14 protein-coding genes are annotated in these 15,909 nt (G+C 73.2%); 12 read left to right on the forward strand and 2 right to left on the reverse strand.

Features of this window, described 5'->3' with window-relative positions; translation table 11 throughout:
• The first annotated feature begins 31 nt into the window (after positions 1 to 31).
• The 3 genes from GA0070606_RS25795 to GA0070606_RS25805 all read left to right on the forward strand — a co-directional run bounded on the left by GA0070606_RS25795 (position 32) and on the right by GA0070606_RS25805 (position 2,849).
• A complete protein-coding gene (locus tag GA0070606_RS25795) occupies positions 32 to 916 on the forward strand; it encodes a carbon-nitrogen hydrolase family protein (RefSeq protein ID WP_091105283.1) in 885 nt (294 codons plus the stop codon).
• A gap of 184 nt (positions 917 to 1,100) precedes the next feature.
• Entirely contained in the window at positions 1,101 to 1,745 is a 645-nt protein-coding gene (locus GA0070606_RS25800) for an HAD family hydrolase (RefSeq protein WP_091105286.1), read from the forward strand.
• A 168-nt stretch (positions 1,746 to 1,913) separates the two neighbouring features.
• Complete coding sequence (locus GA0070606_RS25805; protein ID WP_091105288.1) at positions 1,914 to 2,849, forward strand: serine protein kinase RIO; 936 nt, start codon at positions 1,914 to 1,916, stop codon at positions 2,847 to 2,849.
• A gap of 43 nt (positions 2,850 to 2,892) precedes the next feature.
• Here GA0070606_RS25805 and GA0070606_RS25810 read toward each other — a convergent pair whose 3' ends face one another.
• Positions 2,893 to 3,141 (reverse strand): DUF2630 family protein, encoded by a 249-nt coding sequence (locus tag GA0070606_RS25810; RefSeq protein WP_091105291.1) that lies wholly within the window; start codon positions 3,139 to 3,141, stop codon positions 2,893 to 2,895.
• Positions 3,142 to 3,233: 92 nt separating this feature from the next.
• On the opposite strand from GA0070606_RS25810, the gene GA0070606_RS25815 reads away from it, so the two are divergent.
• From GA0070606_RS25815 to GA0070606_RS25850, 8 genes are all read left to right on the forward strand, one after another.
• Positions 3,234 to 4,166 (forward strand): GNAT family N-acetyltransferase, encoded by a 933-nt coding sequence (locus tag GA0070606_RS25815; RefSeq protein WP_091105292.1) that lies wholly within the window; start codon positions 3,234 to 3,236, stop codon positions 4,164 to 4,166.
• Positions 4,167 to 4,355: 189 nt separating this feature from the next.
• Entirely contained in the window at positions 4,356 to 5,693 is a 1,338-nt protein-coding gene (locus tag GA0070606_RS25820) for a cytochrome P450 (protein ID WP_425413112.1), read from the forward strand.
• Complete coding sequence (locus GA0070606_RS25825) at positions 5,690 to 6,598, forward strand: terpene synthase family protein (protein WP_091105297.1); 909 nt, start codon at positions 5,690 to 5,692, stop codon at positions 6,596 to 6,598. The genes GA0070606_RS25820 and GA0070606_RS25825 overlap by 4 nt, the downstream gene beginning before the upstream one ends.
• Complete coding sequence (locus tag GA0070606_RS25830) at positions 6,591 to 8,219, forward strand: prenyltransferase/squalene oxidase repeat-containing protein (RefSeq protein WP_091105301.1); 1,629 nt, start codon at positions 6,591 to 6,593, stop codon at positions 8,217 to 8,219. The genes GA0070606_RS25825 and GA0070606_RS25830 overlap by 8 nt, the downstream gene beginning before the upstream one ends.
• Before the next feature lie 123 nt (positions 8,220 to 8,342).
• Entirely contained in the window at positions 8,343 to 10,901 is a 2,559-nt protein-coding gene (locus tag GA0070606_RS25835; RefSeq protein WP_091105304.1) for a sensor histidine kinase, read from the forward strand.
• Positions 10,902 to 10,993: 92 nt separating this feature from the next.
• A complete protein-coding gene (locus GA0070606_RS25840) occupies positions 10,994 to 11,413 on the forward strand; it encodes a roadblock/LC7 domain-containing protein (protein ID WP_091105306.1) in 420 nt (139 codons plus the stop codon).
• 5 nt (positions 11,414 to 11,418) lie between these two features.
• Entirely contained in the window at positions 11,419 to 11,805 is a 387-nt protein-coding gene (locus GA0070606_RS25845; RefSeq protein ID WP_091105308.1) for a DUF742 domain-containing protein, read from the forward strand.
• On the forward strand, positions 11,786 to 12,397 hold the full coding sequence (locus GA0070606_RS25850; RefSeq protein WP_091105310.1) for a GTP-binding protein: 612 nt from the start codon (positions 11,786 to 11,788) through the stop codon (positions 12,395 to 12,397). Before GA0070606_RS25845 ends, GA0070606_RS25850 begins: the two co-directional genes overlap by 20 nt.
• Before the next feature lie 106 nt (positions 12,398 to 12,503).
• Here GA0070606_RS25850 and GA0070606_RS25855 read toward each other — a convergent pair whose 3' ends face one another.
• On the reverse strand, positions 12,504 to 15,359 hold the full coding sequence (locus GA0070606_RS25855; protein WP_091105312.1) for an aconitate hydratase: 2,856 nt from the start codon (positions 15,357 to 15,359) through the stop codon (positions 12,504 to 12,506).
• A gap of 160 nt (positions 15,360 to 15,519) precedes the next feature.
• On the opposite strand from GA0070606_RS25855, the gene GA0070606_RS25860 reads away from it, so the two are divergent.
• On the forward strand, positions 15,520 to 15,876 hold the full coding sequence (locus GA0070606_RS25860) for a VOC family protein (RefSeq protein WP_091105315.1): 357 nt from the start codon (positions 15,520 to 15,522) through the stop codon (positions 15,874 to 15,876).
• The last annotated feature ends 33 nt before the right edge of the window (positions 15,877 to 15,909 follow it).

Genomic DNA, 15,909 nt, shown 5'->3' on the forward strand with positions numbered 1-15,909 from the left:
CGGGAGTGGCGGGGCCCTCTAGGATCGGCGCGTGACGTCACTCCCCGCCGCCGAGGCACCTGCCGCCGCCGAGGTTCCCGCCGCGCCGCTGACCGTCGCGACCGTGCAGGCCGAGGCCGTCCCCGGTGACGTGGCCGGCAACGCGGCCACCGCCGCCCGGCTCGTCCGTCGGGCCACGGAGCGGGGTGCCCGGGTGACCGTGCTGCCCGAGCTGTTCCTGCCCGCGTACCACCCGCAGACGCTGGCGGCCGACCCGGCCGGCACCGACGTCGCGGCCGACGCCACCGCGACGGTCGACGACCCTCGGCTGGACCCGCTGCGCGAGGCGGCCCGCGACGGCGGCGCCGCCGTGGTGATCGGCGCGGCGGTCCAGCACCCCGACGGCAGGCGGACCATCTCCTCGCTGGTGGTCGACCCGGCCGGCGTGGTCCGCGTCGGCTACGACAAGCAGCAGCTCTGGGGCGGCGAGCGGGAGCTGTTCGTCGCCGGCGACCGGGGCGCCACCCTGCTGGTCGACGGCTGGCGGTTCGGGCTCGGCATCTGCTACGACGGCTGCTTCCCGGAGCACGGCCGGGCCGCCGCGGTCGACGGCGCGCACGGCTACCTCTGCCCGAGCGGTTACGTGGTCGGCTCCGAGCACCGTCGCGACCTCTACTACGCCGCCCGCGCGCTGGACAACACGATGTACGTGGTCTTCTCCAACGCCGTCGGCGGGGAGGGCCGGTGGCGGTTCGGCGGCGGCGCCGCCGTCTACGACCCGGAGGGCCGGCCGCTGGCGCGGGGCGCGGACACCGGCGAGGACGTGCTGGTCGTCGCGCTCGACCCGGAGGCCCTCGCGGCCACCCGGGCGGCGCACTCCATGCTGCTCGACCGCCTGCCCGACCAGGGGCCCGCCCGTACGGCGCTGTCGGCCTGACCAGGGGCGTGGCCGTGGGGCGCTGTCGGCCTGACCCGACGACCGGGACGGTTGCGGCGACATCGGGCGTCACCGGCCCGCCGCCGCGGCCTCCGGCGGGCACCCCTGGGGCGCGTCGGCCCGCCGGAGGCCGCCCCGCCGCGCGGGCCTGTCGGGGGAGGTCGCAGTCCCGTAGTGTGCGCGAGTGCCGCTGCTCCTGCTGGATCTGGACGACACCCTGCTCGACCGGGCCGGCCCCTTCCGCGCCTGGGCGGAACGTTTCCTGGACGGCGTCGGCGCGCCGGCCGGCGACATCGACTGGCTGCTCTCCGTCGACGCCGACGGGCTGACCGACCGGTGGGACGTGGCGGACGCCGTCCGGGACCGGTACGGGCTGCGGATCCCGTCCATCGACCTGGTCGAGGAGCTGCACGACGCCGTGGTCGCCAACAGCCGGCTCGACCCGCTGGTCGCCTGCGCGCTGCGGATCGCCGACGACGCCGGCTGGACGCCCGTGGTGGTCTGCAACGGCGCGGTGCGGCAGCAGGAGGCCAAGATCCGGCGTACCGGGCTGGACCGGTTCGTCGCCGACTGGGTGATCTCCGAGGAGGCCGGGGTCAGCAAGCCCAACCCGAGGATCTTCGCGCTGGCCGCGCGGCGGGCGCGGCTGCCGCTGCGGGGTGCCTGGGTGGTCGGTGACGGGCCGGAGGCGGACATCGGCGGCGCCGCCGCCATCGGGCTGCCCAGCGTCTGGTTGCACCGGGGGCGCGCCTGGACCGACGGCCGGTTCGCGCCGACCCGCACCGCCGACGGCCTGATCGCCGCCGTCGCCGTGGTGCTGGGCGGCTGACGCCCGGGCGGTAATCCGCTTGACCCGGCGACGCCGGAGGCGTGAGCATGGTCGGCGCATCGTGCAGCCGGGCGTGCGTCCGGTCGAGGAGAGGGGGTCGGTCATGGCCGTCTTCGCAGGTCACTTCCACCTGCCTCCATCAGCCTCGAGCAAGGGATCACCACCGCAGTGCGCGATCACGACCTTCCGGCGCGCGAGCGCCGTACCCGCGGCAAGCGCCGCTTCGACGACGACGAACAGCTCTTCCTGAAGCACGGCCGGGCCGCCGCGCCCGCCCCCGCCGACCCCGACGCCGAGCCGGACCCCGACACGGGGGAGCGCTGGTCCTCCTGGGACGACGCCGTGCACGGCCCGCAGCCCCACCCGGACTGGCTGGTCACCGAGCTGGCCGCGAAGGACACCGAACTCGGTGTGCTCAAGACCGGCAAGGAGGCGGACGTCCACCTGGTGCGCCGGGCGGTGCCCGACACCGACCGGTCCTGCCTGCTGGCGGTCAAGCGCTACCGGGACGCCCAGCACCGGCTCTTCCACCGCGACGCCGGCTACCTGGAGGGGCGCCGGGTGCGCCGCTCCCGCGAGAACCGGGCGATGGCCGGCCGCACGGCGTTCGGCCGGCAGATGATCGCCGGTCAGTGGGCGGCGGCGGAGTTCGCCGCGCTGGCCCGGCTCTGGGAGATCGGCGCCCGGTACGGCACGATCTCCGTCCCCTATCCGGTGCAGCTGCGCGGCACCGAGCTGATGCTGGAGTTCCTCGGCGATCCGGCCGAGGGAACGGCCGCGCCCCGGCTGGCCCAGCTGCGGCCCGAGGCCGGTGAGCTGCGCGACCTGTGGGAGCAGATGGTCGACGCCCTGGTGGTGCTCGCCCGCGCCGGCCTGGCGCACGGCGACCTGTCGCCGTACAACCTCCTGGTGCACGCGGGGCGGCTGGTGCTGATCGACCTGCCGCAGGTGGTCGACGTGGTGGCCAACCCGCAGGGACCGGAGTTCCTGGCCCGCGACGTCCGCGTTGTCGCGACCTGGTTCGCGGCCCGGGGGCTGCCGGCGGAGGCCGCCGACCCGGCCACGCTGACGGCGTTGCTGCTGCGGGAGGCGGGGATCCGTTGACCGGGTGCCCCGGGCGGTCGAACTCGGCCGCCCGGGGCCCGGCTCACTGCAGGTAGCGCTCGACCTCGGGCCGGGGGCGCACGCCCTGGGCGTCCGGGTCGCCGTGGGTCTGCCGTGCCGCCCGGCGCCGGCGCAGCAGGTCCCAGCACTGGTCGAGGGACTCCTCCAGCTCGCGCAGCCGGGTGCGGGCGTCGTCGTCGGTGCCCGACTCGTTGGCCTGCGCGTCGGCGCGCAGCCGGTGCTCCTCGTCGACCAGCTCGGAGATCCGGTTCAGGATGGTCTTGTCGTCCATGCCCTGAGCCTGGCACAGGCGGTGCGGGCGCGCCCGGATTCCACCTTCGACCGCCCCCCGCCGTGGGGGCCGCTGCGGTAGGTTTCCCAGCCATGGCGCTCACCGTCCGGGCCGCCGCGCCGCGCGACGCGGTGCCGGTCGCCGGCCTGCTCCGCGCCGCCGAGCCCCACCTGGTCGTCACGCCCGAGCTGCTCGCCTGGCAGGCGACCGGCAAGCCTGCGGAGCGCTTCGGGATGCTCGTGGCCGAGGCGGGCGACGGGATCGCCGGCGTGGCCCGGACGGGGCTGCTGCACGAGAGCGCCGAGCCGGGGCTCGGCTTCGTCAACCTCGTCGTGCGTCGCGAGCGGCGGGGCCGGGGCGTCGGGTCGGCGCTGCTCGCCGCCGCCGAGGAGCGGCTCGCCGGGCTCGGGGTGCGCCGGGCGTACGCGCGGGTGGCCGACGAGCCGGCCGCCGTCTCCTTCGCCGAGCGGCGCGGCTACCGACCGGGCCGGCGCAACCTCATCCTCCGCCTGGACCTGACGGTGGCGCTGCCGGCGCCGCCCGCCGCGCCGCCGGGGGTGCGGCTGATCGCGGCCGCCGACCTGCCCGATCCCCACCCGCTCTACGAGGCGGACCTCGACGCCGCCGCCGACGAGCCGGGCGACGTGGGGATGGACGAGATCGACTACGCCGACTGGCGGGCCGCGTACTGGGACCGGCCGGACCTGGACCGGCGGCTGACCACGGTGGCCCTGGTGGACGACGAGGTCGTCGCGTTCAGCGTCGCGCTGACCGACGGCGGGGCCGCCTACCTCTCGGGGATGACCGGCACCCGGCGCGAATGGCGGGGTCGGGGCCTGGCCCGGCTGGTCAAGCACGCGTCGCTGCGCTCCGCCCGGTCGGCCGGCCACCGGCAGGCGTTCACCGTCAACGACGCCGGGAACGACGCCATGCGCGCGGTGAACGAGTGGTTCGGCTACCAGCGGGTGGCGGCCGAGCGGCGTTACCTCGCGGAGCTGCCCCGTCGACCGTCATCCATTGCGTGACAGTGGGACATTTCGCAGCGCAAACGCTGGAGCTGCTCCCTGCGGTGATGAGATGCTCTCGGCACCCAGGCGGTGGAAGTTCCATGTGGACCTGCGACGGATCACCGCCGACACGACGAGGAGACGTGGTACGCGATGCCAAGCCTGCCTGACGGCCAGGACGCCCCTCTCTCCGCCGACCCGCGCACCATCCCGCTGCGGCGGGCGCTGCCCGCCCTGATCCGGGACCCCCTCGGCGCGCTGGTCGGCTTCGCCGAGGAATCCGGCGGGGACGTCGTCCGGCTCAACCTCGGAACGTTCCGCCCGTTCCTGGTCAGCCACCCCGAACACCTGCAGTACGTGCTGCGGGACCGCGCGGACAACTACGTCCGGGACGGTCGGGGGCTGCTGTGGCGTCCGGTCCGCCGGGTCGTCGGGGAGGCCATCCTGGTCGCTGAGGGCGAGGTGTGGGAGTCCAGCCGCGACGCCCTGCAACCGCTGTTCACCGCGAAGCGGGCTGAAATGCTGGTGGACCGGATGGCCGAGGCGATCAGCGAGGCGGTCGACGAGTGGGACGAGCCCGCCCGGCAGGGGCGGCCGATCGACACAGCCGACGAGCTGACCCGTATCGTCCTGCGCGCCACCATGCGGGTGCTCTTCGCCGACCGGATCTCCGTGCCGGACGCGCAGCGGATCAGCGCCGCGCTGGACACCGTCACCACCTCGATGCTTCCCCGCCTGCTGGTGCCCTTCGTGCCCTACTCGGTGCCGGTGCCCGGCGACCGCGCGTTCCGGGCCGCCGTCCGGACCATCGACGACGTGGTGTTGCCGATCATCCGCGAGGCGCGGGCTCGGCCGGGCGACGGCGACGACATCATCTCCACCCTCTGCCGGCCCCGCCCGGACGGCCGCAAGCCGGACGAGTACCAGATCCGGGGCGATGTCGTGGCCATGTTCTCCACCGCCACCGAGACCACCATCGCGCTGCTGTCCTGGCTCTGGCCGGTGCTGGAAACCCAGCCGGAGGTCGCTGCCCGGCTCTATGCCGAAGTGGACCGGGTGGTCGGCGGCGACCGGGTGCGGCGGGAGCACCTCGGCGAGCTGCGGTACGGGCGCATGGTGCTGGACGAGATGCTGCGGCTCTATCCCGCCGGTTGGATGATTCCCCGGACGGCGGTCGCCGACGACGTGCTGGGCGGGGTGCGGATCAAGGCGGGCGCGACGGTGCTGGTCAGCCCGTACGTGACCCAACGGATGCCGATGTTCTGGGACGACCCGGACCGGTTCGATCCCGAACGCTTCTCGCCGGAAAAGCCCCGACGCCGCTACCGCTACTCCTACTTTCCCTTCGGCGGTGGCCCCCACCAGTGTCTGGGGCAGTACCTGTTCCTCCTGGAGGCGCAGATCATCGTGAGCACACTGCTGAGCCGCTTCCGGTTCCGACCCACGGAGCCGGCCGACCTGACCCCCCGGATGGGCGCCTCGCTCTCGCCCCGGCAGCGGCTGCGGGTGACCCTGTCGCCGGTGCAGCGGCCGGTCGCCCCGTGAGCACGACGGACGCGCCGCCGCGGGCCGGCCAGGCCGACGTTGCCGAGCAGGGCAGGATCTGCGCCCTGGCCACCCGGGGCGTACGCGACCTGCAGAAGGTGACCGCCGCGCATCCCGGACTCTTCTCCGCCGCCACGTTCGATTCCGCGCTGCTCGGTTCCGTCGCCAGCGCCATCGCCTTCACCGCGCCCTGGCACAGCGCCGCCGAGCTGCGCATCACTACCCGTACGCTGCTCTGGGTCTTTGCGGCGGACTGGCAGGTCGACTACCTGGCGACATCCGCCGACGCCGTGCAGGCGGTGGTGGCGGAGTGCCTGGCGGTGGCCGACGGCGCCCATCCGCCGGCGGGGCTGCACCTTGCGCGGCTGCTGGCCGACATCCGCGATGATCTGGCGACCGTGCCGGCGTTCGACCGGTTCCGCCCGGTGTGGCGCGACGAGCTGGCCCGGATGTTCGCCGCGGTGGCTCGGGAGTGGGACTGGAAGAACGCCTCGCGCGCGCCGGGCGGCTCCCTGCCCACCCTCGACCGCTACCTCGACAACGCCGACAACCTGGCCTGTTCCTTCGTCAACGCCACCCACTGGATCGCCACCGGCGACGGGAAGTGCCTACGGCACCTGGACGAGCTGCTGACGGTGGGTCGGGAGGTGCAGCGGGTGCTACGCCTCGTCAACGACCTGGCCACGCACGAGCGGGACGTGGAGTGGGGGGACCTCAACGCGCTCATGCTGGTGCCGGATCCCGCCCTCGTGCGCGACCGGTTGACCCAGCTCACGCGGCGCTGCCAAGGGCTGCTGGACCTGCTGGCCGAGCGGGATCCCCGGCAGGCCGACTACCTGCGCCGGCAGATCTCCTTCACCGCCGGCTTCTACCAGGTCTCGGACTTCTGGGGGCGCGATGAGTGACGGCGGATCCCGGGCGGCCACGACACCGGCTCAGCGCACCGGCCACGACCCCGACGGCTGCGCCGACCTGGCCCGGGAACTCGTCGCCACCATGGCGCTGCGACCGTGGGGAGAGGTAGCTCCCTCCGTCTACGAGACCGGCCGGTTGGTGGTCGTCGCGCCCCGGCTCGCCGGGCACGCGGAGCGGGTCGCGTTCCTCGTGCGGACCCAGCGCGCCGACGGCGCGTGGGGACCCCCGGAGGGCTACGCGCTGGTGCCGACACTGAGTGCCACCGAGGCGCTGCTGGCGGCGCTGACGGACGAGTTCCTGCCGGCGACCGCCCGCCCGGCCCTGGCCGACGCGGCCGGGCGCGGACTGCGCGCCCTGTCCGTCCTGCTCGCGGCGAGCTCCGCAATGCCGGACACCCCCGCCGCCGACCTGATCGTGCCGGCCCTGGTGGACTCGATCAACGCACGGACCGCCGGGCCGGACGCCGCGCTGTCGATCCCGTACCCGTTGAACCTTCCCACCGGGACGGACCGTCACCGATTGACCGCGGTCCGGGCGGCGCACGCCGCCGGCGCCGACCTGCCTCCGAAACTGGCGCATTTCGGCGAGCTGCTGCACGGGCCGGCGCCGCGGTCCCGCGCGGCCGATCCGACCGCGGTCGGGGCCTCGCCGGCGGCGACCGCGGCATGGCTGGCCGCCGCCGGTCCCGACGCCGACGGGCGAGAGGCCCGCGTCTTCCTGGAACGGGTGGTCGGCGAGGGCGACGGGGCGGTGCCGTGCCCCATGCCGATCACCGTCTTCGAACGCGCCTGGGTCCTCGGCGGACTGTCCCGCGCCGGCGTCCCGGTGCAGCCACCGAGGTCCGTCCTCGCCAGCCTCACCGACGCCGTCGGCCCCGCCGGTGTCGCCACCGGAGCGGGCCTGCCGACCGACGCGGACACCACGGCCGTGACCCTGTACGCGCTCGGGCGCCTGGGGCGTCCGATCGAGCCGACGAGCCTGTGGGCGTACGAGACGGCGGAGGGCTTCTGCACCTGGCCAGGAGAGGACGGCTTCTCGGTCACCACCAACGCGCACGTGCTCGACGCCCTCGGGCAGCATGCCGTGCGTGACCCGGGCGCCGCCCGTTACCGGAGGGCCGTCGACCGGCTGACCCGGGTGCTCCGGGAGCGGCAGGAGGCCGACGGCAGCTGGCACGACCGGTGGCACGCCTCGCCGTACTACGCCACCGCCTGCTGCGTGCTCGCGCTGACCGAGTCCACTCATCACGGAGACCGGGCGGGGGCTGTCGACCGAGCGGTGTGCTGGGTGCTGGCCAACCAGCGCGACGACGGGTCGTGGGGCCGGTGGGAGGGCACCGCGGAGGAGACCGCGTACGCCCTGCAGATCCTGCTGGCCGTGCCCTCGAACGAGCCGGCGGTGGTCGATGCCGTCCTCAGGGGACACGCCTACCTCCGGGCCCGCGTCGGCCGGCGCGAGCACCCGCCGCTGTGGTACGGCAAGGAACTCTACTGCCCGACGACCATCGTCCGGGCGGCGGTGGTCGGCGCCGTCCACATCGCACACCGCTGGCCCGGAAACCGGCGCACTGCTGGGCATGTCGTGACCGGACGGCAGAAATCAGCAACTTGAGGCAACATGTGGGCACTGCTAGCGTACGCACTGCCTCCGTCCCGCACGCCTGCCCTGCGGGACATCCGCATCTCTACGAACTGTCGTTGATGACCTGAGTCAACGCCGGCCTGGGACGGTTCAATGCGTTCTCGCGGTACAAGTATCCGTACGAAGGTTGTCGCTCTCCTGCTCTCCCTGGTCGCGCTCTGGATGTTCGCCGCCTGGGTGACCCTTCGGGACGGTTTCAACCTGCTCGGCGTCCAGATGCTCAACACGAAGGTCTACGTCCCCAGTGAGCCGCTGCTGCAGGAACTCCAGGTCGAACGTCGCCTGACCCAGGCGTACCTCAGTGATCCGGGTCCGGCGCAGCGGGCGGCGCTCGAGGCCGAGCACCGCACGACGGCGGAGCTGACGAGCGCCTTCACCGCCTCCGTCCGGCACTGGCAGGTCGACGTCGCGGGCACCGACAAGCTGGGTAGGCACCTCGACCAGTCGGTGGCGCAGCTGGAGGCGCTGGCCAAGGTCCGCGAAGCGGTACTCGCCCGGGGCGTGGACCGGGTGTCCGCGGCGGACGCCTACACCCGGGCCATCGGATCGATCTTCCAGGTGTACGAGGTCACCGGCAGCCTGGACGACAAGGAGTTGGCGGCGGAGGCGACGGCGCTCATCCGGCTCAACCAGATGCGGGAGCTGATCTCTCAGCAGGACGCACTGCTCAGTGGTCTCTTCGGCAGCGGCCGCATGACCGGGTCGGAGTACGCCCGGTACACCGCGCTCGTCGGTGCCGAGCGCTTCCTCGGCGACGAGACCAGGTTGAAGCTCTCCGCCGCCGACCAGCGTCGCTACCAGGAGCTCGTCGAAAGCGACGCGTTCAAGCGACTGCGCTCTGTGCAGGACAGCATCATCCACGACGGCCGGCCGGTGACGCGGCTGCCGTTGAGCCAGGACGAGTGGCGTGGCACGGTCGACCCGGCGCTGACCGGAGTGAACGACGCGGTGGTGGCGGGCGGCGAGGGCCTTGTCGACCGCGCGACCACCATGGCCGCGATGGTGATCCTGCGCCTCGTCCTGGCCACCGGTCTGGGTCTGCTGGCGGTCGTCGCCTCGATCATCATCTCCGTCACGACGGCCCGCGCGCTGTTGCGGCAGCTGGAGCGGCTGCGGGAGGCGGCGTTCCGGCTCGCCAACGAGCGGCTGCCCGGCGTGGTGGAGCGGCTCGGCCACGGCGAGGAGGTCGACGTCGCCAAGGAGGCGCCCCCGCTCGAGTTCGGCGACGACGAGGTCGGCCAGGTGGGCAAGGCGTTCAACGCCGTGCAGGAGACCGCGATCCGCACCGCCGTCGAGCAGGCCGAGCTGCGCCGCAACGTCCGGGAGGTCTTCCTCAGCCTGGCCCGGCGCACCCAGGCGCTGGTGCACCGCCAGCTCACCCTGCTCGACGCGATGGAACGGCGCGAGCACGACGCCGAGGAGCTGGAGGACCTGTTCCGGGTCGACCACCTGGCGACCCGGATGCGGCGCAACGCGGAAAACCTGATCCTGCTCTCCGGCTCCACCCCGGGCCGGGCGTGGCGGCGCAACGTGCCGATGGTCGACGTGGTCCGGGGCGCGGTCGCCGAGGTCGAGGACTACACGCGGGTCAACGTGCTGCCCCTCGGCGCGGTCTCGCTGACCGGGCGCGCGGTGGGTGACGTCATCCACCTGCTGGCCGAGCTGATCGAGAACGGGCTGTCGTTCTCGCCGCCGCACACCACCGTCGAGGTACGCGGGCAGATGGTGGCCAACGGCTTCGCCATCGAGATCGAGGACCGCGGCCTGGGCATGAGCGAGGAGGACCTCGCCGCCGCGAACCACCGGATCGTGGACCAGTCCGAGCTGAACCTGGCCAACGCCTCCCGTCTGGGGCTCTACGTGGTCAGCCGGCTGACCGAACGGCACGGCGTGCGGGTGCAGCTCAGGGAGTCGGCGTACGGAGGGACGACCGCCGTCGTGCTGATCCCCGCCGAGTTGGTCACCGCCGACGACGCGGACCCGAGCACCTCGGGCGGCTTCCCGACCGGCGCGCCGGGCGTCGCCACCCCGGCGACCGCGGCCCCCGCCGCCGAGCGGCCCGCCACGGCGCCGGTGGCGCTGGCCGAACCGCAGGCCGCCCTCCCGGCGTCGAACACCGACGCCACAGCGGACGGGGAATCCGCCGACGACGCCCTGCCCACCCGCACGCGCGGCCGGAGCCTGCCGACCGCCGCCCCGACGGAGGAGCGGCTGCCCACCCGGAGCCGGGGGGCGTCGACGCAGCCGGCCCTGGACGGCCCGACCCTGCCGACCGGCCTGCCGGTGACGGCCGCCCGCCCGCAGGCGGCCGGCGCCGCGGCACCGGCGCCCGGGCCCGAGACGGCGGAGACCGCCCCGGCGGGCGGCGGCCCGGCGCGGACGGCCCGACCGGTGCAGGCGCGCACCGACTCTGGCCTGCCGGTGCGGGTCCGCCAGGCCAGCATCGTGCCGGAACTCCGCGACGAGCCCGCCGAGGCTGAGCACGACGACGACACGGTACGCCCGCCGGAGCAGGTGCGCCGGATGATGAGCTCCTATCAGACCGGCACGCGGCGCGGTCGTACGGACGCCGCCCGGCTGGTCGGCGGTGCCGGCGGCGGCCGGGCCGAGGCCGACGAGGGACCCGACGCCAGCGACCAGCAGGCGACCTGACCGGCGCCGCCCGCGCTGCGGGAAGACCCCGCGGCATGGCGGTCAGCCCAGACGAGCACGGCGACTAAAGCCGGGGGAGAAGAGGACGACGAGTGGGGCAGAAGACGGCTTCGAGTGCCGACCTGACGTGGTTGCTGGATGACCTGGTCGGCCGGGTGAAGCAGGCCGAGCATGCGGTCGCGCTCTCGACGGACGGCCTGCTGATGGCCGCCTCGGGAGGGCTCAGCCGCGACGACGGAGAGCACCTGGCGGCGATGGCGGCAGGCATCCAGAGCCTGGCCCGGGGGGCGGGCAAGCGCTTCGGCGGCGGGCAGGTGCAGCAGACCATCATCGAGATGCAGTCGTCGTTCCTGTTCGTCACGGCGGCCGGACGCAACGCCTGCCTGGCCGTCCTCGCCAGCGAGGACGCCGACGTCGGCCTGATCGCCTACGAGATGGCGATGCTGGTCACCCGCGTCGGCAAGTACGTCGCGTCGCCGTCGCGGACCGAGCAGCCGGCCGGCGAGAAGTAGCCGCGATGACGGTGCAGGGGGAGTCCGCCGAGCACCAGTGGGTCGACGACCATGCCGGCCCGGTCGTGCGACCCTACGCGGTGACCCGCGGCCGGGCCCGACCGGTCACCGGCACGTTCGACCTGATCTCCCTGGTGACGGCGACCCGCGCGGACGTGACCCCGGAGGTCGGGCTGGGTCCGGAGCACCTGGCGATCGTCGGGCTCTGCCAGCGGATCCAGTCCGTCGCCGAGATCGCCGCCCACCTGGACCTTCCGGTGGGCACCATCCGGGTCCTGCTCGGTGATCTCGTGGCCCGCAGCCTGGTGCAGGTACGCGAGCCGCAAACCACGGCCGGCCTTCCCGACAACAGCGTTTTCGAGGCGGTAATCAATGGACTACGGGCACTCTGAGCGGCCGGCGGGAGCGACGCCACTGCCCACCGCGATCAAGATCCTCGTCGCGGGCGGTTTCGGCGTGGGCAAGACGACAATGGTCGGCGCGGTCAGCGAGACCCGCCCGCTGCGCACGGAGGAGGTGCTGACCGAGTCCGGCGTCGGCATCGACGACCTGTCCGGGGTGGAGAGCAAGACGACCACCACGGTGGCGATGGACTTCGGCCGCATCACCATCAGCGACGACCTGGTGCTCTACCTCTTCGGCACGCCGGGGCAGGACCGCTTCTGGTTCGTCTGGGACGAGCTGGCGCTCGGCGCCATCGGCGCGGTGGTGCTCGCCGACACCCGGCGGTTGGCGGACTGCTTCCCCTCCATCGACTACTTCGAGGGGCGCGGCACGCCGTTCGTGGTCGCGGTGAACTGCTTCGAGGGCGCGCGGCAGTACCGGCTCGACGAGGTGCAGGCGGCGCTCAACCTCGACCCCGGGGTGCCGGTGCTGCTCTGCGACGCCCGGCAGCGGGAGTCGAGCAAGGAGGTGCTCATCACGCTGCTGGAGCACGCCATGAAGACCCGCGAGGCCCGCCGCCGCGCCGCCGCGGTCGACTGAGACCGCTTCCGCCGGACCGCTCCCGCGCGGGGTTCCGGCGCCTCCGGCGGTCCCGGACACGCGAGGGGCCTCCTGCCGTACGGCAGGAGGCCCCTCGTTCGTGTCGTCAGCTGGCGATCATGCGGCGCAGGACGTACTGCAGGATGCCGCCGTGGCGGTAGTAGTCCGCCTCGCCCGGCGTGTCGATCCGCACCACGGCGTCGAACTCGACGCCGGTGTCGGTGCTGACCTTCACCGTGCGCGGGGTCTCGCCGTCGTTGAGCGCGGTGACCCCGGTGATGGTGAACGTCTCCGTGCCGGCCAGGCCCAGCGACTCGGCGGTCTCGCCGGCCGGGAACTGCAGCGGGAGCACGCCCATGCCGATCAGGTTCGAGCGGTGGATCCGCTCGTACGACTCGGCGATGACCGCCTTGACGCCGAGCAGCATGGTGCCCTTGGCCGCCCAGTCGCGGGACGAGCCGGAGCCGTACTCCTTGCCGGCCAGGACGACCAGCGGGACGCCCGCCTCCTGGTAGGCCACCGAGGCGTCGTAGATCGAGGTCTGCTCGCCGGTCAGGTGGTTGACCGTGAAGCCGCCCTCGACGCCCGGAACCAGCTGGTTCCGCAGCCGGATGTTGGCGAAGGTGCCCCGGATCATGACCTCGTGGTTGCCCCGTCGGGAGCCGTACGAGTTGAACTCGTGGCGCGGCACGCCGTGCTCGGCGAGGTACCTGCCGGCGGGGGAGTCGGCCTTGATGGAGCCGGCCGGCGAGATGTGGTCGGTGGTCACCGAGTCGCCAAGCTTGGCCAGCACCCGCGCGCCGCTGATGTCGACGACCGCCTTCGGCTCCCGCTGCATGCCCTCGAAGTACGGGGGCTTGCGGACGTAGGTGGACTCGTCAGCCCAGGCGAACGTGTCGCCGGTCGGCGTCGGCAGCGACTGCCAGCGCTCGTCGCCGGCGAAGACGTTCTCGTACGCGGCGCTGAAGCCGGTGGCGCCGATCGCCGAGGCGATGACGTCCTGGATCTCGGCGCTGTTCGGCCAGATGTCGCGCAGGAACACCGGGTTGCCCTGGCTGTCGTCGCCGATCGGCTCGTTGGCCAGGTCGATGTCCATCGTGCCGGCCAGCGCGTACGCCACCACCAGCGGCGGGGACGCCAGGTAGTTCATCTTGACGTCCGGGTTGATCCGGCCCTCGAAGTTGCGGTTGCCGGAGAGCACCGACACGACGGCCAGGTCGGCCTCGTTGACCGCGGCGGAGACCTCCTCCGGCAGCGGGCCGGAGTTGCCGATGCAGGTGGTGCAGCCGTAGCCGACCAGGTTGAAGCCGAGCTTGTCCAGGTAGGGGGTCAGGCCGGCCCGCTCGTAGTAGTCCATGACGACCTTGGAGCCCGGGGCCAGGGTGGTCTTCACCCACGGCTTGCGGGTCAGGCCCTTCTCCACCGCGTTGCGGGCCAGCAGCGCCGCACCGATCATGACCTGCGGGTTGGAGGTGTTGGTGCAGGAGGTGATCGCGGCGATCACCACGGCGCCGTGGTCCAGTTCGTACTCGACGCCGTCGGCGCCGGTGACGCGGATCGGGTTGCTGGCCCGACCACCGGAGCCCACCGCCGCGGTCTCCAGGTCACGCGGGGCGTCGGCCGGGTCGCTGACCCCGTTGGCCGGCGGGTCGCTGGCCGGGAACGACTCGGCGCTCGCCTCGTCGGCGTGGCCGTCGGCCCCGAACGGCTTCTCGAGCTGCGGCACACCCGGCTTGCGGGAGCGGTCGCCGCCGGTCTCGTCGGCGGCCACGTAGTCGGTGAGCGCCGAGCGGAACAGCGTCTTGGCGTTGCCCAGCGGGACGCGGTCCTGCGGCCGCTTCGGGCCGGCCAGAGACGGCTCGATCGTGCTCAGGTCGAGCTCCAGGCGCTCCGAGTACTCCGGCTCGGCGTCCGGGTCGTGCCAGAGGCCCTGCTCCTTGGCGTACGCCTCGACGAGCGCGACCTGCTGCGGGTCCCGGCCGGTCAGCTCCAGGTAGCGGACGGTCTCGGCGTCGATCGGGAAGATCGCGACGGTGGAGCCGTACTCCGGGGACATGTTGCCGATGGTGGCCCGGTTGGCCAGCGGCACCGCGCTCACGCCGGGACCGTAGAACTCGACGAACTTGCCGACCACGCCGTGCTTGCGCAGCATCTCGGTGATGGTGAGCACCAGGTCGGTGGCGGTGGTGCCGGCCGGCATCTCGCCGGAGAGCTTGAAGCCCACCACGCGCGGGATCAGCATGCTGACCGGCTGGCCGAGCATCGCGGCCTCGGCCTCGATGCCGCCGACGCCCCAGCCCAGCACGCCGAGGCCGTTGACCATCGTGGTGTGCGAGTCGGTGCCGACCACGGTGTCCGGGTACGCTTGGCCGTTGCGCTCCATGATCGTACGGGCCAGGTACTCGATGTTGACCTGGTGCACGATGCCGGTGCCCGGCGGGACGACCTTGAACTCGTTGAACGCGGTCTGGCCCCAGCGCAGGAACTGGTAGCGCTCCTTGTTGCGCTCGTACTCCAGCTCAACGTTGCGCTGGAAGGCGTCCTCGCGGCCGAACAGGTCGGCGATGACGGAGTGGTCGATGACCAGCTCGGCCGGGGCGAGCGGGTTGACCTTAGTGGCGTCGCCGCCGAGGTCGCGTACGGCCTCGCGCATGGTGGCCAGGTCGACCACGCAGGGGACACCGGTGAAGTCCTGCATGAGCACCCGCGCCGGGGTGAACTGGATCTCCACGCTCGGGTCGGCGGTGGGGTCCCAGCCGCCGAGCTGCCGGATGTGGTCGGCGGTGATGTTCGCGCCGTCCTCGGTCCGGAGCAGGTTCTCCAGGAGGATCTTCAGGCTGTAGGGGAGCCGTTCGTGGCCCTCCACCTTGCCGATCTTGAAAATCTCGTAGCTCGCGTCTCCGACGCGTAGCTGGGTCTTCGCACCGAAGGTGTCGAGGCTCGCCACGTCGTACTCCTTCACACCAGCGACCGTGAGTAGTCCTGAGCAGTCTGTCGCACCGGCCGGAGTGCCGCCGTGGTTAGGGGACACTTACCGCCGATTCTCGTCGTCAACAAAACCGTACGTCCGTCTTGCTAACTCCGCAACCTCGTGCCATCGTTCGGGACGAGGAGGTGCCACCATGATCCATCACGTCCTGCTCGCCTGCCCACGCGGCTCCGAGGATGCCTCGCGGGCCTTCTACGTCGGGGTGCTCGGGATGACCGAGAAAGCCAAGCCGCCCGCGCTGGCGGCCCGTGGTGGCTGCTGGTTCGTCGGGCACGGCATCGAACTGCACCTGGGCGTGGAGGACGACTTCCGCCCGGCCCGCAAGGCCCACCCCGGCCTGCTCTGGCCCGACCTGGACGCGCTCGCCGGCCGGCTGGCCGCCGCCGGGCACCCGGTCACCTGGGGCGACGAGGAAGTGCCCGGGATGCGCCGCTTCCACGCCCACGACGTGCACGGCAACCGGCTGGAGTTCCTCGCCCCGATCGGCTGACCCGCCTGTCCGGCTGCGCCTGCCCCCGCTTCC

The organism is Micromonospora citrea (assembly GCF_900090315.1).
GTDB classification, from domain to species: domain Bacteria; phylum Actinomycetota; class Actinomycetes; order Mycobacteriales; family Micromonosporaceae; genus Micromonospora; species Micromonospora citrea.

What these genes read in the sequence shown, in the direction of transcription:
- GA0070606_RS25810 (WP_091105291.1), bottom strand. Translation starts at nt 3,141, where the DNA reads ATGGACGACAAGACCATCCTGAACCGGATCTCCGAGCTGGTCGACGAG.
- GA0070606_RS25845 (WP_091105308.1), top strand. Translation starts at nt 11,419, where the DNA reads ATGACGGTGCAGGGGGAGTCCGCCGAGCACCAGTGGGTCGACGACCAT.
- GA0070606_RS25830 (WP_091105301.1), top strand. Translation starts at nt 6,591, where the DNA reads ATGAGTGACGGCGGATCCCGGGCGGCCACGACACCGGCTCAGCGCACC.
- GA0070606_RS25850 (WP_091105310.1), top strand. Translation starts at nt 11,786, where the DNA reads ATGGACTACGGGCACTCTGAGCGGCCGGCGGGAGCGACGCCACTGCCC.
- GA0070606_RS25835 (WP_091105304.1), top strand. Translation starts at nt 8,343, where the DNA reads ATGCGTTCTCGCGGTACAAGTATCCGTACGAAGGTTGTCGCTCTCCTG.
- GA0070606_RS25815 (WP_091105292.1), top strand. Translation starts at nt 3,234, where the DNA reads ATGGCGCTCACCGTCCGGGCCGCCGCGCCGCGCGACGCGGTGCCGGTC.
- GA0070606_RS25860 (WP_091105315.1), top strand. Translation starts at nt 15,520, where the DNA reads ATGATCCATCACGTCCTGCTCGCCTGCCCACGCGGCTCCGAGGATGCC.